The sequence below is a fragment of the Mucilaginibacter aquaedulcis genome (assembly GCF_030409325.1).
Classification (GTDB): domain Bacteria; phylum Bacteroidota; class Bacteroidia; order Sphingobacteriales; family Sphingobacteriaceae; genus Mucilaginibacter; species Mucilaginibacter aquaedulcis.
Window position 1 is genome coordinate 1031192 of the sequence record NZ_JAUFPR010000002.1, and the last position, 26577, is coordinate 1057768.

The window sequence follows — 26577 nt, forward strand, 5'->3', positions numbered from 1 at the left end:
CAAATAATTAAACATAAAAGTTTTAGTAAGCACTATGTAACTAATAGAATAGTATTGTTTGAACACGCCTTACTTATCTTTCGGGTTATTGTTGTTTGAAAGCAGCGCCAGCACATCATTTTTTACAGTGTCGGGGATGAGCATAATGCTTTGGGAAACCTGACCTGTAAACCTCTTACCGATTATGGGGTCGCAATAACCTTTCAAAATAAAGCAGCCTTTATCATCTTCATACTGAACATGTATACGCAGTTGGGTAAGCAGTTGCATATCGTTATATACAGTGCGGGTGCTGATATGAAACTTTTCTTTTAAATGATCAACCGTTACAACCTTTTGAGTTTGTAAAACAGTAAGCGTCTCCAAAAGCCTGTCAACCCTGTTCATTTCATTTGTACCGGTTTTTCAATACAAAATTGAACAGGGCGAGTGACAGCAGTATGTCAACTATAAAATTTGATTACGCTATACTAAGCGTAAATTTCATGGCTCAAAAAGTCATTCCTGAATTTTCCCTTTGGATCATACTCGGCTACAAGCTTTTTAAAGTCGCCCAGTTTTTCATAGCGCGATTCCAGCACTTTGGGAGCAAGGGTAAATATTTTACCCCAGTGCGGTCGTGCATTAAACGGCGAAAGCTCTTTTTCAATAAGTGGTAATAGCTTCAATACAGCCTCTGTTTCCTGTTTCCAGGTAAAGTGAATAGTTACTGAAGTTTGATTATGGCAGGGACTCATCCATAAATTGTCGGCGGCAATGGTACGGATTTCTGTAATAAATAAATGTGGCCCTATCTGCTTGCCTAAACGCGCAATGGCTTGTATAGCCTCTACGGCGTGGTGTATCGGCACAAAGTATTCTGATTGCAGTTCTTTACCGCTACTTGGAGTAAAGCCCATTTTAAAGTGCGGCAAACGTTCATACCATGGCCCCGGCACGCCCATTTGTTCTGTACAGTTTTCGGCAGAGAGCGCTATAATGGGATGAAGATTTTTAGTAGCTGCCTTAGCTCCATAAAATTCCGGACCGTTTTGCTCTTTATCTGTACCGATTCGGCTTTTTATCCAAACCTCATTAATGCTATCGTGCTGCCAGTCTGTGAACAAGCTCACACTGTATCCTGCCGAAACTATTTTATCAAAATGCTCCTTTACCTGTGCCATTGGCATATTGGTAAATACGCGCTGTTGCATCATAAAAGTTGGCTCCACTTTCAGTGTAACTTTGGTTATTACACCCAAAGCCCCTAAACCCACCACGGCAGCGTTCAACTTTTCGGCATTAGCAGCTTTTGACAGATGTACGATACTACCATCAGCAATTACGATCTCCAATGCGGTAACAGCGCTTGAAAGGTTACCGTTCTTTACACCCGAGCCATGCGTTGCCGTGGTAATTGAGCCAGCCACCGAAATATGCGGCAAAGAAGCCAGATTATTAAGCGCGAAGCCCTGCTTATGTAAATAAGGCGCAAGCTCACCGTATTTAATGCCCCCTTCTACGGTAACGGTTTGCGCTTTTTTATCAAGAGTGACTACTTTATTCAGTTCCTTGGTTGACAACAGATTGTCTTTGCTATCAGCAATGCTATTAAAACAATGCCTTGTACCCAGGGCTTTAAGCTTGCTATGTTTTTTCACCAGCTGCTGTACTTCCTCAACCGATTTAGGGTAAAACACATTATCTGTACTGTAGGTAAGGTTTCCGGCCCAGTTTTTCAGGCGTTCGGGCAAAGCCCAGCCTTGAAGTGATGACAATAAAGGAGTGGCCATTAAGGTGGTGCTTAACTGAATAAATGTTTTTCTTCTCATAATGCTTTCAGGTTAATACAATGTAGCACTAAAAATTTGAAAATAACAAAAGAAGATTTTGTTTTGAGGTTAACTCATCTTACCCCAAAACAACCAAAACTTAATATCACCCAACTAAAACATTTAGAGTTGTCAATGCTTTTATACATAACAATTTAAACCAATAATTATATCGTTATGAAACACGCATTCATTTTTGGGACAAGTATATTTTTAAGTAACCGAAACACATTGACTGTTAATGATGGTGAGAAAAACACTGAATTTTTAAGGGTGCTTTCCTTTTACAACCACCAAAAAGGTTCCACAGATCATTTGTTAACTATTGATGCCAACATTACTGATCTGTCAGGCGGAGTGATCAGGATAAGTAATAATCAATTAGAAGAGGGCCCTGCGAATGTTCATATAGAAACTGAACCCAACCGGGTTTGGGTATTTCAAAAAGGTAACCATGAGCCTTTGTTGGATGTTTACCAACTTAATGAACATGAATTTCACGGCCTCTCCAGCCATATTCTAAACGAAATTGAGGCACAGCACCCTGATGCTGTAGTACACATTAAAGGCAATTTTAAAGCAAGCGGCGTTCACTTTTTAATTGAGAATGAAAAGATGTTCGTGAACAATAATGGTTTTGCCAATGGAGTGGAAAACGCACATGACGGCATTATCCTTACGCCAGGCGAAGCCGCAGATTATTAATCAGTGAAAATAAAAGCCGGTAAAGCGTAATCCTTAGTTTAAGTCAGATTTTTATCCCTGAACCAAACTTCATCAGGGCTGGCCTTGAAGTTATCCATCAGATTTACCAACTCAATTGGATCTCCGGATGTGATAACGAGGTTGCGGTTTACCGGTTTCAATAGTTGATGCTCAACCATTACATCAAGTTGTTTCAGTAAAAAATCATAAAAACCGTTCACGTTCAGTAACCCTACAGGATGCGCGTGCAAACCGAGTTGCAACCAGGTTAATACCTCAAAAAACTCTTCAAGAGTACCCAAGCCACCCGGTAAGGTGATTATGCCATCACACAGATCGCTCATTAATTGTTTGCGCTGGTGCATATTTTCAACTATATGCAATTCGGTTAGCCCGGTGTGGCCTACTTCCTTATCCATTAAAAACTGCGGTATTACGCCTATGGCTTTACCGCCTTTTTGCAGAACAGCATCAGCCAGCAGGCCCATTACCCCTACTTTACCACCTCCATAAACCAGGCTGATATTCCGGTTTACCATCACTTCGGCCAGTTGTACAACAGCTTGCTTTAACACAGGATCGCCGTTAAAATTGGCGCCGCAGAACACGCAGATAGATTTCATGAAACAAATATGTATTACTTTACCTATTAAAACAAATGGCCCGGGATAATCCCGGGCCATTTGTTTTAAATTTTCTTTAACTGTGGGCTAACAGTGATGGTTCCGCTACCTGACAGTGATTTACGTGTGAGCGCTATTACTACGCCCTTTGCATCACGATTGATATAAACGCGAGAAACGTTAGGGCCTACGTAACTGTTTAAACCGGTTATTACTAACACATCTGGTTTTACTTCTTTAATTACATAACTTTCAACCGGCTTGCCGGGTTCAACACGGTTCCAGAGCAAATCGCCTTTAGTATATGTAATTGTTATATTATTTGTGTACTTACCTATAAGCGAACCATATTTACTTTTCATATTTACAGTTGTGTTACCGGCAATTTTGCTATCGTCAACCAACCATTGTGCAATTTCCTTTTGGGCAGAGTCGGCATCATTTTTTAGCATATCCTCTAAAATGAGCCTACGGGTTGCAATCAACGCGTCGTCTTTCCCTGTTTCTATTTCAGGTATAACCCCGGTTCCCTCCCAGCCTACATTACTATTGGGGCCAACAACCATTTTAAATGGTGTAAATACAACAAGATTACTTTTAAGTGCCACAAAAGTTCCTGCAATACCGGCTCCGGCTGTAGTATCACCCACAAGCGTTGCACGTTTCAGTTTTTGCATGGCATAAGCAAATCCCTCTGAGGCAGACCCCGTGCCCCTACCTACCAAAATATATACTTTGGCATCTCGCATGTGTTTGCCAGGCGTATAGGCATAAGTCCACTCCTGCTCGTCATGTTTGCGATCCTTATAAAAACCGTTAAGATAGTACTGCTCGTTACCAGGATCATAAAAATATGACGCCAGAAAGCGCCCCATTTGTCCGGTACCACCAGGGTTATGACGTATATCAATAATTATATTTTTACTGTAAGCCGCCATATTCATACTTGCAGCAGCCATTTCAAATGCTTCCTGCGAGCCATAAAACGGGCCAGGAACATCGATATATGCCGTAGATGTTATTCCATCAATCTCAACCTTTTTAAAGCCATAGTTAGCCTTTCTTTCAGAATCATCATCAGCATTACGTTTGCGACCATTACGAGGAGTTGTCAGGTTTTTATAAGTAGCCTCGTTACGCATAACCCGCAAGTGAACATCTTTGTGTGTTTTACGCAGGTCATCGGTAATTTTTGCGGCAAGCTCGTCTTCCGTTAAACCATTATAACTTCCATTCGCATCATTTTTCAGGAGTACGTCTTTATACTGTGCGCTAATTTCGGGGAATGGGTAAACTTCAACCAGCTTATCAGCAAGCTTGGTTACTATTTCGTGGCTGTCGGCACTACTTACAGTTTGCGCCTGTAAAGATATGCAACCTGTAAAAAAGATGCCTGCCACCATCAATGAGCGGTAAGCAAATGTTAAGAAAATTGTTTTCATAGGGTGAGTGGGTTTGGTAGTTCAGACAAAAGGAGCCCAATGAGCTCCTTTTGTTTTATTATATTTTATCAAAAAAGATTAACGGGTGTAATTAGGCGCTTCTTTAGTGATGGTAATATCATGCGGGTGGCTTTCGCGCATACCGGCTGCAGTTATACGTACAAATTTTGCTCTTTGCAGATCCTCAATATTGGCGGCACCACAATAGTGCATACCTGCACGCAGCCCACCAATATACTGGAATATCACCTCGGCCATGTTGCCTTTAAATGGCACGCGACCAACAATACCTTCCGGTACCAATTTAGTAACAACATCGGTTTCGTCCTGGAAGTAGCGGTCTTTTGAACCTTTTGCCATAGCTTCTACCGAACCCATACCACGGTATGATTTAAATTTACGGCCTTCGTATATAATGGTTTCGCCCGGCGATTCTTCAACTCCGGCAAATAACGAACCTGCCATAATTGAGCTTGCACCTGCTGCAATAGCCTTAACAATATCACCTGTTTGTTTGATACCACCATCAGCAATAACGGGAATACCACGGCCTTCCAATGCTTTAGCACATTCATAAACGGCGTATAATTGCGGAACACCAACACCGGCTATGATACGGGTTGTACAGATAGAACCCGGACCAATACCAACCTTAACCGCGTCTGCACCGGCATCAGCCAGGGCAATGGCAGCATCAGCTGTAGCAATGTTTCCGGCAATAACCTGCAAATCGGGATATAGTTTTTTAACCGCCTTCACCATATCTATAACTCCTTTTGAATGGCCATGAGCAGTATCAACCGTAACTACGTCAACACCCGCATTAACAAGTGCTGTAACGCGGTCAATATTATCGGCAGCAACCCCAACGGCAGCGCCTACACGCAGGCGACCAAACTCATCTTTACAGGCATTAGGGAAGTTTTTTACTTTTTGTATGTCTTTGTAAGTGATAAGGCCGGTAAGTTTACCTTCCTTGCTTACAACCGGTAATTTTTCAATTTTATTGCTTTGCAGTATGGCAGCAGCATCTATCAGGTTAGTACCCTCAGGTGCAGTAACTAAGCCTGTTTTGGTCATCACCTCGCTTACCGGAACGCTCATATCTTTCTGAAAACGCAGATCGCGGTTGGTGATGATACCTTTAAGCCTGTGCTCAGCATCAATAATAGGGATACCACCAATGCCGTACTCCTTCATGATCTGTTGCGCATCGGCAAGAAGGGCATCTTCCAGTAGTGTTATAGGGTCCTGGATCATACCGCTCTCTGAACGTTTAACCTTGCGCACCTCATCGGCCTGAGCCTGTATGGTCATATTTTTGTGCAGCATGCCTATACCACCAGCCTGGGCAATGGCAATAGCCAGTCCTGCTTCGGTAACGGTATCCATAGCGGCAGATATGATGGGAATGTTTAACCTGATCTTTTTAGTTAAAAAAGTACTGGTGTTAACTTCGCGCGGTAAAACTTCTGAATAAGCCGGGAGTAGTAAAACGTCGTCGTAGGTTAATCCTTCGGCAACAAACTTTGATGGGTCTAACTGCATAGCAAATAATTATTTTGGAGTTATTATTTGCCGGGCAAAGGTAATAAATATTTCGGATTTAGAAATTGAGTTTTCGGAATTATTTAAAAGCGACCGGAAAATTGCCTTTCTGTGATAATCGATAGTTAATAATAAGACAGTGCGGTTAAAAGTAGCGTATGATTCTTTGCCGGGTTTGATTTAAAAAGTATATTTATGCTTATTAAACTAAAAATCGCCATGAAAAAAGTAACCGGTATTGGAGGTATTTTCTTTAAAAGTAAAAACCCTAATCAATTGAAAGAATGGTATAATCAAAAGCTTGGTTTTGATACCGGAGACTATGGAGCCATGTTTCAGTGGCGGAAAAGCGATAATGCCGATCAGGAAGGAGTTACTGTCTGGAATCCTTTTCCTGAGAATACTACTTACTTTGATCCTTCAAAAAAGGATTTCATGATGAATTACATTGTAGACGATCTTGTTGAACTGGTAGCTCAACTCAAACAAGAGGGCGTTACTATTCTTGACGAGATCACTGCCGATGATTATGGAAAATTTGTACACATACTTGACCCTGAAGGCAACAGCATTGAATTATGGGAACCGCCTGCCGATCAGGCCGAATAATATATCTGAACTACGATTAAATAGAAAAAGACGCCCCATAGGCGCCTTTTTCTATAATTATACTTCTTAAAAATCCTAATACTTCCCTACAATCACTTTATAAAACTGATCAAAGTTCCAATATTTATTGGCCAGTTCCTTTAATCTTTCGGCCGTAATGGTTTTTATTGTTGAGGTGAATTTATCGTAATAATCGTAGTCGAGCCCGGCAAAATGAATGCTCTTGAATTTATCGGCATGCGAAAAAACATTCTCCAGGCTGCCCAATAACGAACCAAGCATAAAATTACGAACTAAAGAAAGCTCTTCCTCAGGCACCAATTCAGTTTTTAAAAGATCTATCTCTTTTTCAATTTCAGTTAAGGTCGCCTTGCAAACATCAGCACCAACTTCGGTAGCAATAAAGAACGAGCCCCCTTGTTTAAAAGAACCCAGGCCTGAGCCAATACCATAAGTATAACCTTTGTCCTCACGAATATTGGCCATTAGTCTTGAACCAAAATAACCGCCTAAAACGGTGTTCAACACTTGCATAGGTTGAAAATCAGGGTGCGTGCGGTTTACAAATGGCAAACCCATTCTTATGGCCGATTGAAGTGCCTCTGGTTTTTCCGTAAAATAAAACCGATCAGTAGCAGGTTGCAATTCAGGCTGTGTTGTATCGGCCGATACCGGGCCATTCTGCCAGTTTTTGTCAAAAGTATCTTTGATGAGCGCTAACGTATCCGGTTCAATTTTACCAGCTACGATTACTGTACAGTTTGCCGGCTGGTACATTTGTTTGTAATGAGCTAACAGATCATCACGCTGCAGGCTTTTATAGTTATCAAAGCTTGCACCAAGGCCGTAAATCGTATCGCCATAAATGGCTTTATTAAAATCGCGACGAGCTACCACATCATTTTTTTGCAAGCTCACCTGCAACTTTTGCTGCTGGTTGCGTTTAAATGTTTCCAGTTCTTTATCAGGAAATACCGAACCGGTAAGTATATCGGCAATAACAGGCAGCGTATGGTGCAAATGCTTATTTAAACTATACAGTGTAACCTGCGAATTTTCATACCCGTAATCAACCTGTAAAAAAGCACCGTAAAAGTCAATTTTATCAGCAATTTGAGCTGCCGTTAACTTAGCAGTACCTTCTGTAAGCATGGTATTAACAGCCATGTTTAGCAGTGGTTTAGCCGCATCAAAACGCAGGTTGCTGAAGATCCACTCAATACGTACCAGTTCCTGATCGCCGGAGTTAAAGCAGTATATATTACAGCCGTTATCCAGTTGGGTATGCTCTGGTTTAATGAGTTTTATATTATCAATAGCCTTAAATTCAGGGGCTAATTTTCTGTCGATCATAATCGTTTATATTTTTTGTCTGAATCAGAATGAACAGAATTGCAGGATTAACTTAATGAAAAGCCCATTATTCTGAAAATTTTCAAATCCTGTTAATTCTTATTCAGGCAGTTTTCATTTTAAGCCAATGCTGATTCCGTTTTCTCGGCCAGATAAACAAGAGTTGATGAATTATCAGCCCTGAATATTTTATTGGCTGCTACTTTTATTTGCTCAGTGGTTACCGCCAAATATTTAGCAGTTTCGTGATTAAGCATATCAGCATCGCCAAGCAATTCAAAAGATGCAAGATTCATAGCCTTATCCAATAATGACATCTCTGAAAATACCATGGTGGATTCGGTTTTGTGCTGCACTTTGGTTAATTCATCGGCAGGAATCTCTTCGTTCTTGATCTTCTCCAACTCATCCCAAATAGCGGCTTCAGCCTGTTCAATACTAATATTTTCAAGTGGCTTGCCTTCCAGTATGAACATACCTTTATCCAGGCTGCTTGTGATATAAGCATGTACTTCGCTGAATATCTGCTTATCCTGCACTAAACTACGGTATAAACGAGATGAGTTTCCACGCGAAAGTACATCCGACAACAATTCAACAGCATAATAATCAGCATCAAGCCTTGCCCCCATCTGGAATGCAATGTAAACATCATTAAGTGGCACTTTAGCAGTAACTATTTCACGGCGTTCTTCATTTTGTTCAGGCTCCTGCGGCAGATTACGATGATATTTTTCGCCTGCAGGAATTGATGCAAACCATTTTTCGGCAAGTTCTTTAACCTGCTCAAGGGTTACATCGCCACCAACCACCATAATGGCATTTTGCGGATTATAATGCTTTTTAAAAAATGCTTTTACATCCTCTATACGAGCATCTTCAATATGTTTGATATTTTTACCTATGGTTGCCCATTTGTAAGCATGTTGTTTATAAACCAACGGACGCAGTTTTAGCCAAACATCGCCATAAGGTTGGTTAAGGTAACGCTGCTTAAACTCCTCTATCACCACATTGCGCTGTACCTCTAAACTTTTTTCGCTAAAGGCAAGGCTAAGCATACGGTCGCTCTCCAGCCAAAAAGCGGTTTCAATATTGGCCGATGGCAGGGTGATATAATAGTTAGTAATATCGTTACTGGTAAAAGCATTATTTTCGCCACCTACTCTTTGTAGTGGCTCATCATAGCTTGGAATATTTACAGAGCCGCCAAACATCAGGTGTTCAAATAAATGAGCAAAACCGGTTTGGTCAGGATCTTCGTCGCGTGCGCCAACATCATATAGAATGTTCAGCACAGCCATTGGTGTAGTATTATCTTCGTGAACAATAACCCTCAGGCCATTATCCAACGTAAATTTATTAAATTTTACCATTTAGTAATTTTAATTTAAAAAACGGGTAAAGGTATAATTTTTAGATTGTGTCACTGTAATTACTAAGTATAAATTACAAAAAGTTTAGATATAGATGTAAATCCTATCCCTATTTTGACGATGTATAAGGGCTATTGCCTATGCCTATAACTGCATGATCCTTATCATCATAAAAATAAAAACTTTGCCTGCTAACCTGTCCGTTGTTAAAACGTAATTCGATGGAATAACCATCTAAAGTGTAAGTACCTGCCCTATCTTTTGATGAATAAGCAGTAACACTTCCTGTGCTACCATTGTAGCTTCCACCACCAATACTTTCATAGGTAAACTGACCCTGGTTATTAAAAGTGATATATTTTGATGATACCACCATAGAACCGCCGCCCACAGCTGTATTGCCGCCGCCAGAGATAGAACCATAAGTACCTGTCAGTTTTTCATTAGGTTTTGCAGGCGAGGCCCAACTCCAGCCAGTCCAGCGGTTGGGCTGGGTCATTGAACCATCTTTATTGCGGTGAGTAACAATCAGGGCTTTGCCGTCAAGCTGCCATGTACCCCATTTGGTAGGTTCACTTTGTCTTGACTCTGCTTCATTAATATCAGCCGGGCTTACTCCGAGATGTTCATACATGCTACTGTTTTTGAGCAGCAGGTAAGGAAAATATACAAATATTAACATACCACCTACACCCAGGCGGGTTTCGCTGTGCAGTAAGACGCCTTTTATTTCAGCAGCCGTTATGCCTTTCCCCGTGTTTTTTACCGACGTTGTTTTTTGCCCGGTAGTTGTAGATTTTTGATCATTTGCGGCTGAGTTTTCCGGGCTTGCAGCATTTTCAGTAGCCGGGGTTTTCTCCTGCATAATCAACGTAACAAAATGCGTTGCGGCCACATTAATATAATTACCCTTATACTGTGGAAGCCTGATGATCTTTCCGAACCTTACGATGTGATCTGGTTTCTGAAAAGCAAAATAAATAACGGCTATCCTGGTACCCGACTGGTTATTAGCTTCAAGAGTATACGTTAGCAACGATTGCGAATTTTTAACCTGCTGAACTGTACCTTGTTTAATACCGGAATAACCAAGTTTTGATAAATCATTTGCCGCAGCGGTCTTCAACCAGTCGGCCAGGTTGATACCATCATTTTTTTGCAGCGGCATAATATCATACTCAAAATTTGTTTGGCCTGTTAAACCAGGAGGTGTAAATTTATATACACCACTATTCAATTCCATCTTCCAATTAGGAATGGGTTTTATATCGGTTTGAGCTAAAAGCAATACAGGAAAAAGTACACCTGCAAGTATTAACAGGTAAGGTTTCATGGGCAATTGATTTTGTGGTTAAGATTGGGCTTAAACCTGCAATTTTCAGACCAATAACTCAATCTTTTAATACCTAAAAACTTACATTTGTTAACAACATATGCTTAGTCAGCAGCAACTTACCGAACAACTCAGTAACACGATTGACAAACCGGGAATACTGAAACTGAGCCGCCTTTTAAAGGAGCAAAAGTTTCCATTACATGATATTATCGAAATTACATTTCATCCGGATAAAGCAGTTGGTTTTAGAGCCGTATGGTTGCTGGAAAATATATTTTTGACTGACTCGGAAGCTTATCTCGACGATCTAAAATACCTGATATCGCGATTTAAAGAAAACAAAAACCAAAGCTGCAATAGGCATTATGCCAAAATAATAATGCATGTTACCGATGCAGGTAACTCAACATCATTAAAATTAAAGCTTAAGGATATTGACTTTGAACCTGTTGTTGAGCAACTTTTTGATTGGATGATAAACCCTAAGGTTAAAGTTGCGGTAAAGATGTTTGCCGGATACGCTTTGTTTAACCTGAAAGATGCTTTCCCATGGGTTCAGGAAGAACTTGCCGGGCAATTGGAGTTTCTAATGCGCGACGGAAGCGCGGGCATACAAGCGGGCAGTAAAAAAATTTTAAAGGAAATGAAGAAATAAGTTAGATATGCGGATTTTAGATGTGCAAATCATTTTATCATGATCCGCTGAAATCTAAAATCCTCACATCAATATATCCGGTCTACGCCGAAGGCCTGTCATCTCCGTGCAGGTTATCACTCACCTGCTGATGGTGCAACTTAGCAGCTATAGCCGATGAGCTATCATCCGCATACGTTCCGTAAGCATTTACCAAAACACCTTTAAGCTTATACTTTTCTGATGATACCGCGTATACAATAGACATATCATCAGGATTGCTGGCACCCTCAAAACGATAAAATTCGTCAATTTCAAAATCTTCGGCACCCATTTGAATACCTTGCTCTTTATCGTCTATAGTTTCGCCATCAAGACTTAGATTGGCTGTATATCCTCTTTTTAAAAGGTCGTTAGTGGCATCCACTAAAGTGTCGTAATTTTTCATGTTGGGTGATATTTTGTTTAAGTAACAGGATACTGCATTTATGCTATTTGTATATGGTAAACGGGAAACAGGTACTGTTGTTTGAATAACATCCCGTTAATAAAAGAAAAACTTACGGAGGTTTTAAAATCCGTAAGTTTTAAGATTGCTTATTTTTAAATAATGAAACTCTTATTGCGCTTTAGCCAGCCACAATGAAGCATTAAGATGTAGAGCAGGATGTGAGGTAAAACCAGATGGCGCATCGCCAGACCAGCCATTAAATAAATTATCGGCAGTATCGCCTGTGCCATCATCTGCCGGTGAGCTATCACCTATCCACACTATCCTGCCGGTTCCATAGGTGGCCAGTAATGCCATTACATTGCCTGTACCTCCATTGGTAGCTGAATTACGCCAGAATAAACCCTGCACACTTGAATTATTTGCAGGAAACAAAGTTGCTGTAGAGCCATCATAGAAAGCCAGTTTGGATGCTGTGCCTGCCGCGCCGTTTAGTACCTTTTGTGCATTAGCGTTAGTTCCGGTGTAAACATTTGTTGACGGCCCTTCGCTAATGTCCACATAATTAATATTGAAGCCGAAAGGATTATTATTATTGATGCCATTATTAGTCATCAGATCGTTCCAAACACGGGGAGAATCAAAGCCATCGCCATCCCTATCAGACGGATTATAGCCGTTAGCATCAGTACCAGCAGTGGTTGCCGCCGTGTGGTCGGCTATCATCATTAAGCCTCCGCCATTTGATACAAAATTCATCAGAGCTATTTTTTCAGCAGCAGTAAATAAACGATTAGGCTCAACCACTACAAATACATTATAATTACTTAAATCCTGTGGGTTTGATGAATTACCGTAAGTAATAGCTGTACCAACCGGAAGGGTTTCAACCAATTCACCCAGTTTAACAAGTGATACCGCCCATGATGATATACCACCTTTCCAGTAGGTTTCCAGAGTACTTGCAGTAATACCTGTATATGATGGCGTTGGAATTCGTTGTGCTTTGGTTTCAGTTGTGCTGCCACCTGTATAAATTGGAACACTTTCCGTACCGTCTGCGTCTATTTGCCAATCGGCGCTACCAGCGTTTTCTAAATGACTTGCATCAAACAGGAATTTTTTGCCGGTAATAACCGTACCACCACCCGGAGGGGTTGTACCACCACCGTTATCATTAATGGTAATGTCATCAATATTAATGCGATTACTGCCTCCTGTAAGTTTACGGATCTCTAAGCGGGCGTTACCTGTTGCATTAATGGTAAAAGTTTGCGTAGCTAAAGATGCAGTAGTTGTAATATTTGAACCGGATTGTGCCCAACTTGTGCCACCGTTGGTTGAATAAAATAACCCCCACTGGCTCGGAGTATCACCATTGTATGTAGCTGATTTAACAGTTACTGTGCTAATACCGCCTGTTACATCAAACAGCATGGTTATTTTACCTGTGTTACGTACACGTGCACTCCATGAACCGGCTCTTTGATCGGCAGCCAGATTCCCTATAAGCGCATCAAACAAATTCCATGAACTGCCTGAAAGCGTTACATTATCACCGCCGCTTGTACCTGCAGGCGCAACATCATAAGCTGTTTTTGGGCTGGTTGAACCAACCTCAAAACCTTGTGTTAATGATACTGCATCTGTTTTAAGTTTTGAAGCCGATTCGGTTTTAACATCGGTATTTTGAGCAGATGGGCTGGCACTTTTCTGGCAACCCATAAGTAGCATACCCGAGAGGGCTAAAGCCACAAATAATAACCTTAAGTTTGTAAATTTAAGCATAACGATTTTGATGAGTTTTTATAAGTTGATATTTTTAATTATACGATAAACTTCACCAAAAGTTGATAACTACATATTGTGATTGTATTACGTTAATATTAAATATCAACCAACATTGATTAGCACATTACCCAATCAGAATTAACTGATTTTAAACAGATTATTCTAATATCCATAAGCTCTAATATCAATTCATTATATTTACGTATGTCAATGAGCATTGTGCATACATATGGTAAAATCTGGCTTAAAAAACAAGTATTGGTATTGACCTTTGTGCTGAGTTTTTTTGCGGTTTCGGGCTATGTTGACAGTCATTTAGCAAACGGCAAACAGGCACCGGAAACAACGGTTCTAACTAACAGATCAATCTTCTTAAAGAATGGCATCAGTTATGAAAGGGCCGTTTTAGCTTTATATAAGTCGCGGCCATCTTACCTGCAAACGACAAAGCACTTCAATCAAAACAACTTTAACTATCTTAATCGAATAACGAGCAGGTACGCATATTTAAAGTGGCTTTTCTCATCAATCAAAAGCAATACTGCTTATCTGTTAAAGCAACAATCTTATTCTACCCCTCAAGATCATTCCCTCATAGGCTGAATCTGCTAATCACATCCCATACAATTCCTGGTAAAAATTTATGAACTGATTTAGTTGCTTGTTAAAGCACACTAAATATTAACTCCATTTGCATGAGAAAACTTAAAAAGTTGGCTCGCGTATGTTGGCTTGCTTTACTATTATTATTGGCTGTAACTGGCATTGCCATTACAGGCGCAGCACCAACACAGGCTAAAAACCGTAGAATAATTATTGATGATGAGCCATCAATTGAAATGGTTGACAAAAAGAAAGATGAGGAAGAAAAACCTTAGCCTACACAGCTCATTGGGGCACAAAGCAATGAAGCATTGTTCTGAGAGGAAATATAAAAGTCTTTAAACGCAAATAGCCAACCCAATAGAGTTGGCTATTTACTATGTAATAAAATCGATAATATTATTTGGCTACTTCGCCTTCAACATTTTTTGGAGTGTTCAGGAATACAAAGTTGTTATCAAACATATCAACCTTGATAGTACTGTCTTTATCAACGGTACCAGCCAGTATCTGTTTCGATAACTCGTTCAGGATCTTCTTCTGGATAACGCGTTTAAGCGGACGTGCACCAAACTGCGGATCGTAACCTAACTGGGCCAGCCAATCAAGGGCCTCATCAGATGCTTCTATCGAAACACCCATTTCAGCAAGGGTTTGTTTTACCTGGTTAAACTGCAATTTCACTATACCATGTATCTCTTCGCGGCTTAGCGGAGTAAACATGATGATCTCATCTATCCGGTTCAAGAACTCCGGACGGATCGTGGCTCTCAACAAAGTAAACAGTTCATTCTTTGTTTTGGCTATCAGTTCATCACGATTGGTATCTTCCAAAGCCTGGAAGTTTTCCTGTATGATGTTTGAACCAATGTTTGAGGTCATGATGATGATCGTGTTTTTAAAGTTCACTACACGGCCTTTATTATCAGTTAAGCGTCCATCATCAAGTACCTGTAACAGTATATTAAACACATCGGGATGGGCCTTCTCTATCTCATCTAACAATACCACACTGTAAGGTTTACGGCGTACCGCTTCTGTAAGCTGACCGCCTTCATCATAACCCACATAACCCGGAGGCGCTCCTATAAGCCTTGAAACAGCATGACGTTCCTGGTATTCGCTCATGTCAATGCGCACTAACGCACCTTCATCGTTAAACAGATACTCGGCAAGGGCTTTTGCAAGCTCCGTTTTACCTACACCTGTTGTACCTAAAAATATAAACGACCCAATTGGCCTGCGTTTATCCTGCAAACCGGCACGACTGCGGCGTATAGCATCACTTATAGCTTCAATTGCTTCTTCTTGTCCTGCTACACGTTTGTGCAGTTCCTCTTCCAGGTGAAGTAGTTTTTCACGCTCACTCTGGATCATTTTTGAAACCGGGATGCCTGTCCAACGAGAAACTACACCGGCAATATCGTCGGCGGTAACCTCCTCTTTCAGCATGCGGCTGTCGCTTTGGTTTTCGAGCAAGGCGGCTTTGAGTTTTTCAACTTCGGCCTGTGCTTCCACAATGGTTCCGTAGCGTAACTCTGCTACCTTGCCATAGTCGCCGGCACGCTCTGCTTGTTCAGCTTCCAATTTATAGTTTTCAATCAGTTCAACCTTTTGGTTGATGCCATCAACAAGGTCTTTTTCACCTTTCCATTTGGCACGATATGAGTCGCGTTGTGATGACAGATTGGCGATCTCCTCGCTCAATTCAGCTACCTTACGATCATCCTTTTCACGTTTGATAGCTTCGCGCTCAATCTCCAATTGCATGATGCGGCGCTCCAATTCATCAACTACTTCAGGTACCGAATCCATTTCCAAACGCAGTTTAGAAGCAGCTTCATCCATCAAGTCAATAGCCTTATCCGGTAAAAAACGGTCAGATATATAGCGCTGCGACATTTCCACCGCTGCAATGATGGCCTCATCCTTAATACGTACTTTGTGGTGTGTTTCGTAACGTTCTTTCAAACCACGTAAAATAGATATGGCATCGGCTGCATCAGGTTCTTCGACCATTACCTTCTGGAAACGGCGTTCGAGGGCCTTATCCTTTTCTAAATATTTTTGGTATTCATTAAGCGTAGTAGCACCAATAGATCTGAGTTCGCCACGGGCCAAAGCCGGTTTCAATATGTTGGCAGCATCCATGGCACCTTCACCACCACCGGCTCCTACCAGGGTGTGTATCTCATCGATGAACAAAATGATCTCGCCATCGCTTTGAGTTACCTCCTTCACTACGGCTTTCAAACGTTCTTCAAATTCTCCTTTGTATTTGGCACCGGCAATAAGAGCTCCCATATCCAACGAGAATACCACCTTTGTTTTCAGGCTCTCTGGTACATCACCCTTAATGATTCTGAAAGCGATGCCTTCAGCAATAGCGGTTTTACCAACTCCGGGTTCACCAACCAAAATAGGGTTATTTTTTGTACGGCGGGATAATATCTGTATCACCCGGCGAATTTCCTCATCGCGGCCAATAACCGGATCTAACTTTCCTGTGCCTGCGTACTCATTAAGGTTACGGGCATATTTATTCAGCGCATTATAGGTAGCTTCGGCGTTTTGATCAGTTACCTTGCTATCGCCACGTAAACTTACAATAGCTTTTTTAAGGTCTTTTTCGTTCACTCCTAAATCTTTTAGAAGGGAGCTTACTGTACCACCGCCTGCCAGTATACCTAACAGGATATGCTCAACCGAAACAAATTCGTCCTTAAATTCTTTTAAATATCCTTGTGCCTTTTGCAGGGCCGCGTTGGTGTCAGATGACAAATAAATATTACTTCCGCTTACCTTAGGATACGAGCTGATCTGCGCATCAAGTGTTGCGTTTAGCCTGTTAAGGTTTACATTAAGTTTTTTTAATAAATAGGTTATAACGTTTTCATCAACCAGCAACAAGCCTTTTAACAGGTGTGCGGGTTCGATTGCCTGCTGTTGATTACCAGTGGCAATTTCCGAAGCTTTTTGTACAGCTTCCTGGGCTTTTATTGTAAAGTTGTTAAAGTTCATATTTCGGTATTAATCAAAACGCTTGCCATTTAGCCTATAATGAAATAAAGTCAGGTAATAACAAATTCAAACGACATTTTGACTTATTATTATTTAAGTAAATAATTGTCAATTTTTAATATTTTTACGCCGCAACCTTATATATAGATACCTTGAATAACCACTTCTTTTTTAACAGCCTGCCGGCTAAATATAAGGCGTTATACAGAGATTATTACACACATCAAAACCTACTTGCCATAAGGGCAGGAAGTATGATATTTCTAATACTCAATATCATTATAAGGATATTATATTTTGTTTTTCCGGTAAGCCTTACCAAAGCACAAAACTTTCCTGAGTTTAACTTTAGCAATTGGGCATTTATCATTATTACCCCTTTCTTTCTGATTTCAAGCAATTTACTGATAGTAAAATTCAAAAACTCAAAAAAGGCGTCAGCATCAATGGCATTGCTGGTATTTCTGTTTTCAATATATATTATTGCTTGCGGAATGTACTCAAGCTTTATTGCTACATCTAACCCAAGCAATGCCTTAACCTTATATCTGATTGCTTTAAGCCTCATAAGTGCCATTTGCGTATTTGAATACTATGAAACAATAATATTAATAATAGCCGTCGAGATATTATTTACCGGTCTTTTATTTTATAGCCAAACAAGTGCCACCCAAATGTTGTACAACCAGCTGATATCTGCCATTTTGCTATCAGCCTTTTACCTTACCTCCAGGTACTTTTTCTCATATAAAGTTAACTATTATCAACAGGTAATTGAGATCAGAGAAAAAAATATTGAAATTGAAAAAGCCGGCGAGTTTAAGAATCAGGTACTGGGTATGGTTGCACATGATCTGCGCAATCCTATTGCCGCTGTTGAGTCGTTAGCCATGATCATTGAACTTGACGATGTAAGCTCTGATATTCAAGATAACCTGAATATGATGAAGGCATCATGTATAAAAGCCCGAACCATTATTGATGATTTGCTGGAAGCTGCACATAACGATAACAGCAACTTTTTTGAGGTTGAACAAACCGAACTCAATCTACTGTTAAAAAACATTGTTAGCGACTGGAAGATACAGCACGATCATAAAGCCGATGTTTTGTTCACCAGCAGCATTAACCCCGCTTATGCATTTGTAAATAAGGAAAAACTACACAGGGCCCTTGATAACCTGATCAGCAATGCTATTAAATTTTCAAAAGATAACAGCCGTGTTGATGTCAGGCTTACCAAAAAGTATGATGAACTGTTAATTGAGGTTCAGGATTATGGGCTTGGTACACCACCCGATATGTTACCCCACATTTTTACCCGCTTTTCAAAAGCGCGCAGAACCGGTTTAAGGGGTGAGCAATCAACCGGGTTGGGCTTGAGTATCGTACATCAGATCATTGAAAAGCACAACGGTGTAATTGAAGTAGAAAGCACAGTGGGTCGCGGTACAGTTTTCACTATTAAACTCCCTGCTTCTTAGTAGTGGGTAATCAGTTTTGAGTGATGAGTTTCATTTGTATGAAACTCATCACTCAAAACTTAAAACTCATTAACCAAACACGCTTTTTGCTTTTTTTATAGTTTTTTCCAGATCGATACCTTTTCCTAAAACGCCTTTAAAGAGATCACCTTCGGTTTTGAACCTGTCAATGGCGTTGAAAATAGTAAAGTGTTTCATGGTGAGGCCGGGTTTTACCTCATCCCAATGCAAGGGTGCAGATACCGTTGCCCCTACTTTGGGACGCAATGAATAAGGGCCTGCTATGGTTGCACCGGGCCGGTTTTGTAAAAAATCAAGATACATTTTACCTTTCCGGTTGGCTACCATACGTTCAAGGGTGGTATAATCAGGCAGTTGTTTGTGCACAATATCAACCACAATACGGGCAAACATTTGCGATTGATCATAATCATATTTTGCTCCTATGGGTATGTAAATGTGCATACCGGTTGAGCCCGATGTTTTACAAAACGAGGGTACATCAATAGCATCCAATACCTTGCGCACCTCCTGCGCCGCTTCAATAACCTGATCAAATGTATTTTTATCCGGGTCGAGATCTATTACGCAATAATCCGGATTATCCGGTGATTGTATACGACTAAACCAAGGGTTCATTTCAATACAACCCAATGAGGCCATCCACAGTAAGCTGGCTTCATCATTACCTACCAGGTATTCTTTGTGTTCACCTTCACTGGTAGTATGCGGGAATGTTTTGGCCCAGTCGGGCGCTTTATCCTTTACGTCTTTCTGGTAAAAACTTGGCCCATGTATACCGCCAGGGAAACGATTGAGCGACATGGGTCTATCTTTCAGATAAGGTAAAATATATTCTGCCACCTGGTAGTAGTAATTAAACATGTCGCGCTTGGTCACTTTATCTTCGGGCCAGTAAATTTTACTGAGGTGCGTAAACTTGAGTTCGTGTCCGTTAATTTTTCGCACCTGAGTTTCGTCTGTTGGGTTTAGCAAAGTTTTCCTTCCTTTCTGTTTGGGTGGCTTAATTGCAGCGGCATGTTTATTTTCCTGTTTTTCTTCGGTGGCATCTACAGCATCATCGGTTGGTGTGGCAATTTCACGTGTCACATCTTTGGCTTTCTTATCCTCGCGCATACCCTGAAAAGATGGATGGCGAAAAACGCCATCGCTGGTTACCTCACTAAATGCAACCTCGCATACCAGTTGTGGCTTTAGCCAGGTAGCTTTAGCTTTAGGCGGATTTGGCCTAAAACGCGATGGCTTATTTACATCCGGAATTTCATCAAACGGGCTTTTATCAATGATCAAGGGCTTAAATTGAGCAATCATTTCCTTTTGTACTTTGTCTGAAAAGCCTGTACCTACCTTGCCAACGTATTGCAATACTTTGTTTTCATAAACACCCAACAGCAACGAACTGAACTGTTTGGAAGTATTTGCATTTTTAGTAAATCCGGCTATGATCACTTCCTGGCGTTTATGTACCTTAATCTTCAACCATTCCTTTGAGCGCAGGTCAGGTGAGTATATGCTGTCAGCCTTTTTGGCTATAATACCTTCCAAACCCATTCTCTGCGCAGCTGCAAAAAAATCGGTACCACTGGCATCAAATACCTTACTCAGGCGAATACGGTCATCATCTGCAGGTAAAACTTCCTTAAGGATAGCCTGCCTTTGTAAAAGCGGCAAGTTCATGAGGTTTTTACCATTAAACCATAACAAATCAAACACGTAATAAACCAGCTCGCCATCAGCCTCGCTGCGCCAGTTTTGCAGGTTGCCGAAGTTGGAGATACCTTTATCATTCAGAACCAATATTTCCCCATCAACAACGGCATCAATTTTCCAACCTTGCAATAGCTTATATATGGGGTAAAATTTATCATTAAATGTTTTTTTATTTCGCGACATCAGCTCAACCTCGCCTTTGTTTATAAAACCCAGTGCACGGTAACCATCCCATTTCACTTCGTAAAGCCAATCAGGGTCGTCAAATGGCTCATCTACCAGTGTTGCCAGCATGGGCTTAATTCCTGCCGGCATTTTAGCTTTAGGCGCTTTTTTTAACAAGGCTGCAGTGTCAATATCGTTAGTTTCAATTACGCTTTCATCGGGTTCAACTGGTTCGGGAACTTTTTTTTTACTTGTTGTTTTTTTCTCTGTCTTTTTTATCGTTTCCTCATGCCCGCTGTGCCAAACCTTATCACTGGTTTTCTCTATAATCTCAATGGTTTTGCCAGATAGCACAGATTTATCTTCTTTGGTGACATCTTTCTTCGAGGCAAAATCATCATTATGTTTAATCAGCAGCCATGAATTTTCGCCCATGCCATGGGTTTTAACCAGCGCAAATTCGCCTTGCAATTTCTTGCCATGCAATTTAATTTTTAGCGAGCCTGATTTCAATTGTCTTAAAAGCAACTTTTCCTGCGCTTTTTTTCCTTTTACTTCCTCAATAGGTTCATAAGTTCCCTCGTCCCACACAATCACAGTGCCGCCGCCGTATTCGCCTTCGGGAATAATCCCTTCAAAACTTTTATAATCATAAGGATGATCTTCTACCATCATAGCCAGCCTTTTATCCTTAGGATTAGTTGAGGGGCCTTTTGGCACTGCCCAGCTTTTCAATACGCCATCCATCTCCAGCCTGAAATCATAATGCAGGCGAGTAGCGTCATGCTTTTGGATAACAAAAGTCAGCTTATCCTTATCTTTGCTTTTTCCCGACCGGGGTTCAGCAGTTTTGGTGAAGTCGCGCTTTTCTGCATATTTTTCCAGGCTCATAAAACAGATATATTAGCTTTTACATATAAACTATTAACCTAACATTTTGCGGTGAAATAAAGTTTTTAAAACCTTAATCCTCAATATATCATGCGCCTGGCTGCAGTGGCTCCCAACCTTTCTACCACTTCCAGTTGTTTACCTTCCTGCCGTATATAGTTCTTAAAAAAGCTTTCTAATTGATCGATGATGGTGCCAGGCAAATCTTCAATATCTTTTACATCTTTAAATAATTGCGAAACCTCAGGTATGGCAAAAAAGCGATCATTACGTATGGTTTTGCCGTCGGGGCCGGTTTGTTCAACCTTAAATACACCTATAATGCGGCAATCAATACAACATCCCGGAAAAGTACTGAGTTCGGAGATAACCATAACATCCAACGGGTCGCCATCGCCACCCTTTGTATCCGGAATAAAGCCAAAATCAAAAGGGAATGTCATACCCGCCGGTAATATTTTCTTCAGTCTAAAACATTTCTGGTCGGCATCATAATTATATTTACAGGTACTTCCCTTGGGCGTTTCAATAACGATATTAATTGGTTTCATTTATAAAAAACATCTTTAAACGGTTATGGTTTTATAATGAATATTCAACCCGATTTTATGGAATTATTTAAAATAGCTGTCAGTAAAGATGAAGAAACCTTTGAATTTGAGGTGGCTGATTTCATTCACCACGAGGGCGAGCAATGCAAATTTGAAGTTTATCGCTCAGGACAGATGGTAGCCGGTTTTGAACCTGACAGTCATCAGTTTTTACATATTTGCAAAAACCCAGGCAATATTGATGAAGAGGTATTGCATCTTATTGCAGATAAGATTGAGGCATTAAATTTATAAGTAAATTAAAAAGAAACGTCCCCAGTTTTTTCTGCCGGGGGACGTTTGCTTTATTAAATCAATTAGCCCTTTTTATTTTCATGTTTTCGAGTATTATCCCTATTGGAAGTTTGATCTGACCGCTGACCGCCGCCGTTACTGATACCGGCTTGCTTGCGGGCTGCTTTCTGATCAAAAAATGCCCTGTCTGATGTAGAACCACCCTGCATATTTCCACTGTTTTTAAAATCCTGTTGGTTTTTCATGATCTATAAATTTAAGTGTACACTACCAGGAAGTGCGCAAGAACTATGCCGGAGGCTTCTATACCCGCATCACTCCTATCCTTTCACCTTTCCAATCAGGAAATAATATCCTGTCATTATTAATACCCAGATGCTTATCAGCTACCTCACTGAATACACTTCTAAAGTCGGTACTTACGGCAAGGTCACGGCCATCTTCCAGGTTCTCAATGGCCAGCGGTTTCATATTGCCGTGTACAATCCCTCCGTTAATACTATTACCTAAAATAAAATTGCACGAAGCCCGGCCATGATCGGTGCCACCGGTTCCGTTCTGGTGTACGGTACGGCCAAATTCGGTCATGGTCATTACGGTCATATCGTCTTGATAAGCATCCAGATCTGTCCACAAAGCCATGATGCTGTTGCTCAGGTCGGCAACGTTACGGGCAAAAATACCATTCTCGGTTCCCTGGTTAAAGTGAGTATCCCATCCGTTTGATTCTGCGAAAGCCACCTCCAGCCCAACATCCATTTTAACCAGCTGTGCTATTTGTTTTAAAGAGTTACCCAAAGCAGAATTAGGATACACTGCGTTGTTTGCCGGAGTATAGTTTTTAATGTTTGTTTTTTGCAGCATTTTCATGGCTTCAAAACTTTCCTTACCGGTTTGTTTTAACAGGGTTGAAGATGTTTTATCGTACAGATCCTCAAAGCTTTTAGCCGCCATATTTGCTCCCATGGGGTTTCCACGCATCTGAATAGCAAAATCCTGCAGGTTGCTGATAGATACTGATGGATTATCGCCATAAAAAGATCTTGGCATGGCCGATGTCATGCTAACCGCGGTAAATGGTGTAAGCGTATCGTGCCCCAGCAAACCAACTGCCCGGTTAAGCCAACCACTGGAAGTGCCTTTGTTAAATGGTGTACCCGATTCCATGTAATCCTGCGCATCAAAATGTGAGCGTGTATTGTTTGGTGAACCTATACCATGCACAATCCCTAACCGTTTTTCCCGAAACATGGGTTCAAATGCTTTCATAGAGGGATGAAGTCCAAATCGTCCGTCAAGGTCTATCAGCGGCGAAGCATTATTCGTTTTTGCTGCTGACATGAACAAGGTTGGTCGTGCCGCCTTCAGATAGTCATCAGTAAATGGGGTAACTGCCATCAAACCATCCATAGCACCACGCTGAAATATGCAGATTAGCGTCTTACGTTTTTTATATGGCGAAATGATCTGTTCATTAGCAGCGGCTTCCGCTAAAAAACCCGGGATGCCGCCCATTAAGCCAACTCCTAACAAGGCTAAACCGCCCGATCTTAAAAACCCTCTTCTTGATACCATGATTTATATGTTTACAAGTTACCTTCTTTGATATTCCGGCGAACCGATGATCACTCCCACCACCTGGCCCAACATAGAGTTACTGCCACTGGTAGTTTGCATCGCCGTTACATTATTCTTTTTGTTTTGCTTTGAATCAAGCTTACTATCAGCTATTGCCTTGTCGGCTGATGTCATGCTCATTGAGGCGGGTTCATTCACGCGTGCGTACAATTTATCAGAGCTTGCCTCATCAACTTTTTGTACCAGGTTAGGATCAGTAAGTAATGGCGTTAAACGTTTGGTGGTTTCGTCCAGTTTACGCTCGGGCATAATGAGTTTGCTGTAAACAGGAAGGGCTGCCTGAGCACTTTCAGGCTCGTGATGATTATTGAGCGCTGCCAGATCAACCTTTACGCCTGGGATGCGACCGGTGGTTAAAGCAAGCCCAAAATTCATGCGATTAAGTAGTGCCCCAGTATTGATCCAGTATTGTCCCTTATCCGGGAAACCCGTTGGCGCCTGGTAATAATATATCTTCTCGCCCATTTTATTTATCCAATTAAATAGCTGATATGGCTGAGTTACATTAGCATTTAAGCTACGAACCGAACCAATGGCCAGCTCAAATGGCGATTTGGTTTTTTCTCTCACAGCAGATGCGCTCCAAAATTCGGGCGAACTTACCATGGTATACAGCACCTGTTTAATATCACCGTCTTTTATTATAAATGTTTTAACCATTTTATCAAGCAGGCTTTGTGGCGGGTTATCATTCACAAAGCGTACAGCTATTTTACGGGTTATGAATTTTGCGGTAGCCTGGTTATGGGCCAGCATTGATAATAGCTGCACACCCTCCTCATATCCCCCATCGGGCCCGAAATGTTTACCTAAAACAACCTTTTCAGTTTTATCATGACGATTCGGATTAAACAAGAAATCACTATCGCGTACAAAGCCTCTACTTTGCAAACCATCATTACCAATTTTATCAGCAATACTTTTCACGGCTTTACCATATTGGCCCATAGGATATATTGTCCATCCGGTTAGCACCTTAGCCGCCTGGGTTACATCCTGCTGTGTGTAGCCGCCATCAACCCCAAGGGTGTGAAGTTCCATTACCTCGCGTGCATAGTTTTCATTTAGGCCCTGAGCTTTTTTTGCTTTCTGCACTTTATTCATAAGTATGGCTGCCCGCCCGGTGTCGGCATTTTGAGCCGCCATATTTTGCATCAGCCTACGCCTTAAAGCATTTTTGTTTGCTCCGTTATCATCATTAGCGGCCGAACTGGTAAAATTATCCAGGTAATATAACATAGCCGGAGATTTTGCAGTGGCCAATAATATATCGCTGAATTTACCTAAAGCATTAGGCCTTATCACATCGCGCTCATAGTCTGGAATAAATTGCGCACAATCATTCTTAGTGATAGACACATTAAAGTGATTGAACCAAAAACTCGTCATTACCTCCTGCAGTTGGTTATTGGTATAAGCCGCCCTCAATATTTTTTGACTGATAAACTGGCGATAAAGCTCTTGTTCGGGCTTCATGCCATTTTGCTGCATGTAGCCCAATAACAAGTCGCGGTATGCCTTACGGTCTGTTTTAACCGAATCTTTATTTACCACGCCTGCACTTATAGCCATACGCAATACCTGTGCGTTTTTGGGGTATTGATTAACTATTTGTGTATTGCTTAGCTTAAGCGCATCGAAATTTGCGAGTAGCAGATTCAGGGAATCATCAGGAAGTTTGGCATCCAGTTGCTGGTTAAACCAGTTTTCCAATCCTGTTTTTACCACCGCGTCAATTTCGCCGGGAGTAGCTCCATAGGTAAACCGGCTTAACAGATGAGCTGCAGCCTGTTTTTCGGTTAATCCTTGCTGTTTATAAGGAAATTTAGCCTGCCTGATATTTTGATTATCTTCAAAAAAGGAAGACAGTGCTACAGCTCCTGCCACGAGTAGCACAGCACTAAAAAAGTATTTCTTATTGTTTTTTACAAAGGCTGATGGCATAGGATTTATAATTTATTATAATATTATGACTTCAAATATGCATATTGGTTTAATATAGCTTATCACAATTTACATTAAGTTTTTATTACTTAATTCAATAAACCAAACAGCTAAAAGTTTGTCATAAATAGCATAGATCATAAACAGAACAATAAATGAAAAAGTTAATTTTAATAATAGCATTTGTTACCGGCGTAACTGCATTGGTAAATGCCCAGGAAAAAGCCGATAAAACACCGGCTCAAAAGGCTGCTCATAAAACACAAAAGCTGCAAAAAAAATTAAAGCTTACTGCTGCTCAAACCAAACAGGTTAATGCTCTTTTTACAACAGAAGCAACCCGAATGGATAGCTTAAAGGCGCACAAAGCTGATAAAAAAGCCAGCAAGGGAACACATAAAGCCATTGAGGAGCAAACTGATAAAAAATTAAATTCAATTTTAACCGCCGACCAGAAGAAAGCTTATGCGGCACTGAAAGAAGCAAAGAAAGAAAAACACGACAAGAAAAAAGCAGCTGCAGCAGCTGATGCCAAGCCCTAATTAACATATACATGTAAAAAAGCCGTTTCTGTTT

The 26577-nt window shown here is 40.9% G+C and carries 23 protein-coding genes; 7 read left to right on the top strand and 16 right to left on the bottom strand.

The genetic code is table 11. From position 1 onward, the window contains the following. Positions 1-69: 69 nt before the first annotated feature. Positions 70-387: an HTH domain-containing protein gene (locus tag QWZ01_RS08805; RefSeq protein WP_290322936.1), complete on the bottom strand. Its 318-nt coding sequence runs from the start codon at positions 385-387 to the stop codon at positions 70-72. 83 nt (positions 388-470) lie between these two features. Further along, positions 471-1811, bottom strand: a complete 1341-nt coding sequence (locus QWZ01_RS08810; RefSeq protein WP_290322937.1) for an FAD-binding protein — start codon at positions 1809-1811, stop codon at positions 471-473. 177 nt (positions 1812-1988) lie between these two features. Here QWZ01_RS08810 and QWZ01_RS08815 point away from each other — a divergent pair, with 177 nt between their 5' ends. Next, positions 1989-2516 carry a hypothetical protein gene (locus tag QWZ01_RS08815; protein ID WP_290322938.1) on the top strand — a complete coding sequence of 176 codons (528 nt, stop codon included), beginning with the start codon at positions 1989-1991 and terminating at the stop codon, positions 2514-2516. A gap of 38 nt (positions 2517-2554) precedes the next feature. Here QWZ01_RS08815 and QWZ01_RS08820 read toward each other — a convergent pair whose 3' ends face one another. The 3 genes from QWZ01_RS08820 to guaB all read right to left on the bottom strand — a co-directional run bounded on the left by QWZ01_RS08820 (position 2555) and on the right by guaB (position 6129). Continuing rightward, positions 2555-3139, bottom strand: a complete 585-nt coding sequence (locus tag QWZ01_RS08820; protein ID WP_290322939.1) for an LOG family protein — start codon at positions 3137-3139, stop codon at positions 2555-2557. 65 nt (positions 3140-3204) lie between these two features. Then, positions 3205-4581, bottom strand: coding sequence for a S41 family peptidase (locus tag QWZ01_RS08825; RefSeq protein ID WP_290322940.1), 1377 nt, complete (start codon positions 4579-4581; stop codon positions 3205-3207). A gap of 78 nt (positions 4582-4659) precedes the next feature. Then, positions 4660-6129: an IMP dehydrogenase gene (gene guaB / locus QWZ01_RS08830; protein WP_290322941.1), complete on the bottom strand. Its 1470-nt coding sequence runs from the start codon at positions 6127-6129 to the stop codon at positions 4660-4662. 219 nt (positions 6130-6348) lie between these two features. On the opposite strand from guaB, the gene QWZ01_RS08835 reads away from it, so the two are divergent. Next, positions 6349-6738: a VOC family protein gene (locus QWZ01_RS08835; RefSeq protein WP_290322942.1), complete on the top strand. Its 390-nt coding sequence runs from the start codon at positions 6349-6351 to the stop codon at positions 6736-6738. A 75-nt stretch (positions 6739-6813) separates the two neighbouring features. Here QWZ01_RS08835 and QWZ01_RS08840 read toward each other — a convergent pair whose 3' ends face one another. From QWZ01_RS08840 to QWZ01_RS08850, 3 genes are all read right to left on the bottom strand, one after another. Continuing rightward, entirely contained in the window at positions 6814-8091 is a 1278-nt protein-coding gene (locus tag QWZ01_RS08840; protein ID WP_290322943.1) for a M16 family metallopeptidase, read from the bottom strand. A 119-nt stretch (positions 8092-8210) separates the two neighbouring features. Next, positions 8211-9467: a M16 family metallopeptidase gene (locus tag QWZ01_RS08845; protein ID WP_290322944.1), complete on the bottom strand. Its 1257-nt coding sequence runs from the start codon at positions 9465-9467 to the stop codon at positions 8211-8213. A gap of 109 nt (positions 9468-9576) precedes the next feature. Then, on the bottom strand, positions 9577-10800 hold the full coding sequence (locus QWZ01_RS08850) for a hypothetical protein (RefSeq protein ID WP_290322945.1): 1224 nt from the start codon (positions 10798-10800) through the stop codon (positions 9577-9579). Positions 10801-10900: 100 nt separating this feature from the next. On the opposite strand from QWZ01_RS08850, the gene QWZ01_RS08855 reads away from it, so the two are divergent. Next, positions 10901-11458 carry a HEAT-like fold family protein gene (locus QWZ01_RS08855; protein ID WP_290322946.1) on the top strand — a complete coding sequence of 186 codons (558 nt, stop codon included), beginning with the start codon at positions 10901-10903 and terminating at the stop codon, positions 11456-11458. A gap of 82 nt (positions 11459-11540) precedes the next feature. Here QWZ01_RS08855 and QWZ01_RS08860 read toward each other — a convergent pair whose 3' ends face one another. Next, positions 11541-11885, bottom strand: a complete 345-nt coding sequence (locus QWZ01_RS08860) for a phosphoribosylpyrophosphate synthetase (protein WP_290322947.1) — start codon at positions 11883-11885, stop codon at positions 11541-11543. A 171-nt stretch (positions 11886-12056) separates the two neighbouring features. After that, the gene (locus QWZ01_RS08865; RefSeq protein WP_290322948.1) at positions 12057-13676 is read right to left on the bottom strand and encodes a hypothetical protein; all 1620 of its coding nucleotides are present in this window, start codon (positions 13674-13676) and stop codon (positions 12057-12059) included. A gap of 698 nt (positions 13677-14374) precedes the next feature. Between QWZ01_RS08865 and QWZ01_RS08870 the strand changes: the two genes are divergently transcribed. Then, the gene (locus tag QWZ01_RS08870) at positions 14375-14557 is read left to right on the top strand and encodes a hypothetical protein (RefSeq protein WP_290322949.1); all 183 of its coding nucleotides are present in this window, start codon (positions 14375-14377) and stop codon (positions 14555-14557) included. Positions 14558-14681: 124 nt separating this feature from the next. Here QWZ01_RS08870 and clpB read toward each other — a convergent pair whose 3' ends face one another. Further along, positions 14682-17303, bottom strand: coding sequence for an ATP-dependent chaperone ClpB (gene clpB / locus QWZ01_RS08875; RefSeq protein ID WP_290322950.1), 2622 nt, complete (start codon positions 17301-17303; stop codon positions 14682-14684). 254 nt (positions 17304-17557) lie between these two features. On the opposite strand from clpB, the gene QWZ01_RS08880 reads away from it, so the two are divergent. Then, positions 17558-18787 (top strand): sensor histidine kinase, encoded by a 1230-nt coding sequence (locus tag QWZ01_RS08880; protein ID WP_290322951.1) that lies wholly within the window; start codon positions 17558-17560, stop codon positions 18785-18787. 69 nt (positions 18788-18856) lie between these two features. On the opposite strand, the gene ligD is transcribed toward QWZ01_RS08880, so the two are convergent. Next, complete coding sequence (ligD, locus tag QWZ01_RS08885) at positions 18857-21574, bottom strand: DNA ligase D (RefSeq protein WP_290322952.1); 2718 nt, start codon at positions 21572-21574, stop codon at positions 18857-18859. A gap of 80 nt (positions 21575-21654) precedes the next feature. Further along, positions 21655-22125: an inorganic diphosphatase gene (locus QWZ01_RS08890; RefSeq protein ID WP_290322953.1), complete on the bottom strand. Its 471-nt coding sequence runs from the start codon at positions 22123-22125 to the stop codon at positions 21655-21657. Between the two features lie 57 nt (positions 22126-22182). On the opposite strand from QWZ01_RS08890, the gene QWZ01_RS08895 reads away from it, so the two are divergent. Further along, positions 22183-22419 carry a hypothetical protein gene (locus tag QWZ01_RS08895; RefSeq protein WP_290322954.1) on the top strand — a complete coding sequence of 79 codons (237 nt, stop codon included), beginning with the start codon at positions 22183-22185 and terminating at the stop codon, positions 22417-22419. A 62-nt stretch (positions 22420-22481) separates the two neighbouring features. Here the strand turns inward: QWZ01_RS08895 and QWZ01_RS08900 are convergent, their stop codons facing one another. Genes QWZ01_RS08900 through QWZ01_RS08910 form a run of 3 tightly spaced genes read right to left on the bottom strand, consistent with a single transcriptional unit; the run spans position 22482 to position 26001 of the window. After that, complete coding sequence (locus QWZ01_RS08900) at positions 22482-22664, bottom strand: hypothetical protein (protein WP_290322955.1); 183 nt, start codon at positions 22662-22664, stop codon at positions 22482-22484. Between the two features lie 58 nt (positions 22665-22722). After that, positions 22723-23994 (bottom strand): DUF1501 domain-containing protein, encoded by a 1272-nt coding sequence (locus QWZ01_RS08905; RefSeq protein ID WP_290322956.1) that lies wholly within the window; start codon positions 23992-23994, stop codon positions 22723-22725. Positions 23995-24012: 18 nt separating this feature from the next. After that, entirely contained in the window at positions 24013-26001 is a 1989-nt protein-coding gene (locus tag QWZ01_RS08910; RefSeq protein WP_290322957.1) for a DUF1800 domain-containing protein, read from the bottom strand. A gap of 155 nt (positions 26002-26156) precedes the next feature. Here QWZ01_RS08910 and QWZ01_RS08915 point away from each other — a divergent pair, with 155 nt between their 5' ends. Further along, entirely contained in the window at positions 26157-26543 is a 387-nt protein-coding gene (locus QWZ01_RS08915; RefSeq protein WP_290322958.1) for a DUF4890 domain-containing protein, read from the top strand. The last annotated feature ends 34 nt before the right edge of the window (positions 26544-26577 follow it).

Coding starts and splice junctions, on each gene's coding strand:
- QWZ01_RS08805 (WP_290322936.1), bottom strand. CDS start 387: ATGAACAGGGTTGACAGGCTTTTGGAGACGCTTACTGTTTTACAAACT.
- QWZ01_RS08810 (WP_290322937.1), bottom strand. CDS start 1,811: ATGAGAAGAAAAACATTTATTCAGTTAAGCACCACCTTAATGGCCACT.
- QWZ01_RS08815 (WP_290322938.1), top strand. CDS start 1,989: ATGAAACACGCATTCATTTTTGGGACAAGTATATTTTTAAGTAACCGA.
- QWZ01_RS08820 (WP_290322939.1), bottom strand. CDS start 3,139: ATGAAATCTATCTGCGTGTTCTGCGGCGCCAATTTTAACGGCGATCCT.
- QWZ01_RS08825 (WP_290322940.1), bottom strand. CDS start 4,581: ATGAAAACAATTTTCTTAACATTTGCTTACCGCTCATTGATGGTGGCA.
- guaB (WP_290322941.1), bottom strand. CDS start 6,129: ATGCAGTTAGACCCATCAAAGTTTGTTGCCGAAGGATTAACCTACGAC.
- QWZ01_RS08835 (WP_290322942.1), top strand. CDS start 6,349: ATGAAAAAAGTAACCGGTATTGGAGGTATTTTCTTTAAAAGTAAAAAC.
- QWZ01_RS08840 (WP_290322943.1), bottom strand. CDS start 8,091: ATGATCGACAGAAAATTAGCCCCTGAATTTAAGGCTATTGATAATATA.
- QWZ01_RS08845 (WP_290322944.1), bottom strand. CDS start 9,467: ATGGTAAAATTTAATAAATTTACGTTGGATAATGGCCTGAGGGTTATT.
- QWZ01_RS08850 (WP_290322945.1), bottom strand. CDS start 10,800: ATGAAACCTTACCTGTTAATACTTGCAGGTGTACTTTTTCCTGTATTG.
- QWZ01_RS08855 (WP_290322946.1), top strand. CDS start 10,901: ATGCTTAGTCAGCAGCAACTTACCGAACAACTCAGTAACACGATTGAC.
- QWZ01_RS08860 (WP_290322947.1), bottom strand. CDS start 11,885: ATGAAAAATTACGACACTTTAGTGGATGCCACTAACGACCTTTTAAAA.
- QWZ01_RS08865 (WP_290322948.1), bottom strand. CDS start 13,676: ATGCTTAAATTTACAAACTTAAGGTTATTATTTGTGGCTTTAGCCCTC.
- QWZ01_RS08870 (WP_290322949.1), top strand. CDS start 14,375: ATGAGAAAACTTAAAAAGTTGGCTCGCGTATGTTGGCTTGCTTTACTA.
- clpB (WP_290322950.1), bottom strand. CDS start 17,303: ATGAACTTTAACAACTTTACAATAAAAGCCCAGGAAGCTGTACAAAAA.
- QWZ01_RS08880 (WP_290322951.1), top strand. CDS start 17,558: ATGATATTTCTAATACTCAATATCATTATAAGGATATTATATTTTGTT.
- ligD (WP_290322952.1), bottom strand. CDS start 21,574: ATGAGCCTGGAAAAATATGCAGAAAAGCGCGACTTCACCAAAACTGCT.
- QWZ01_RS08890 (WP_290322953.1), bottom strand. CDS start 22,125: ATGAAACCAATTAATATCGTTATTGAAACGCCCAAGGGAAGTACCTGT.
- QWZ01_RS08895 (WP_290322954.1), top strand. CDS start 22,183: ATGGAATTATTTAAAATAGCTGTCAGTAAAGATGAAGAAACCTTTGAA.
- QWZ01_RS08900 (WP_290322955.1), bottom strand. CDS start 22,664: ATGAAAAACCAACAGGATTTTAAAAACAGTGGAAATATGCAGGGTGGT.
- QWZ01_RS08905 (WP_290322956.1), bottom strand. CDS start 23,994: ATGGTATCAAGAAGAGGGTTTTTAAGATCGGGCGGTTTAGCCTTGTTA.
- QWZ01_RS08910 (WP_290322957.1), bottom strand. CDS start 26,001: ATGCCATCAGCCTTTGTAAAAAACAATAAGAAATACTTTTTTAGTGCT.
- QWZ01_RS08915 (WP_290322958.1), top strand. CDS start 26,157: ATGAAAAAGTTAATTTTAATAATAGCATTTGTTACCGGCGTAACTGCA.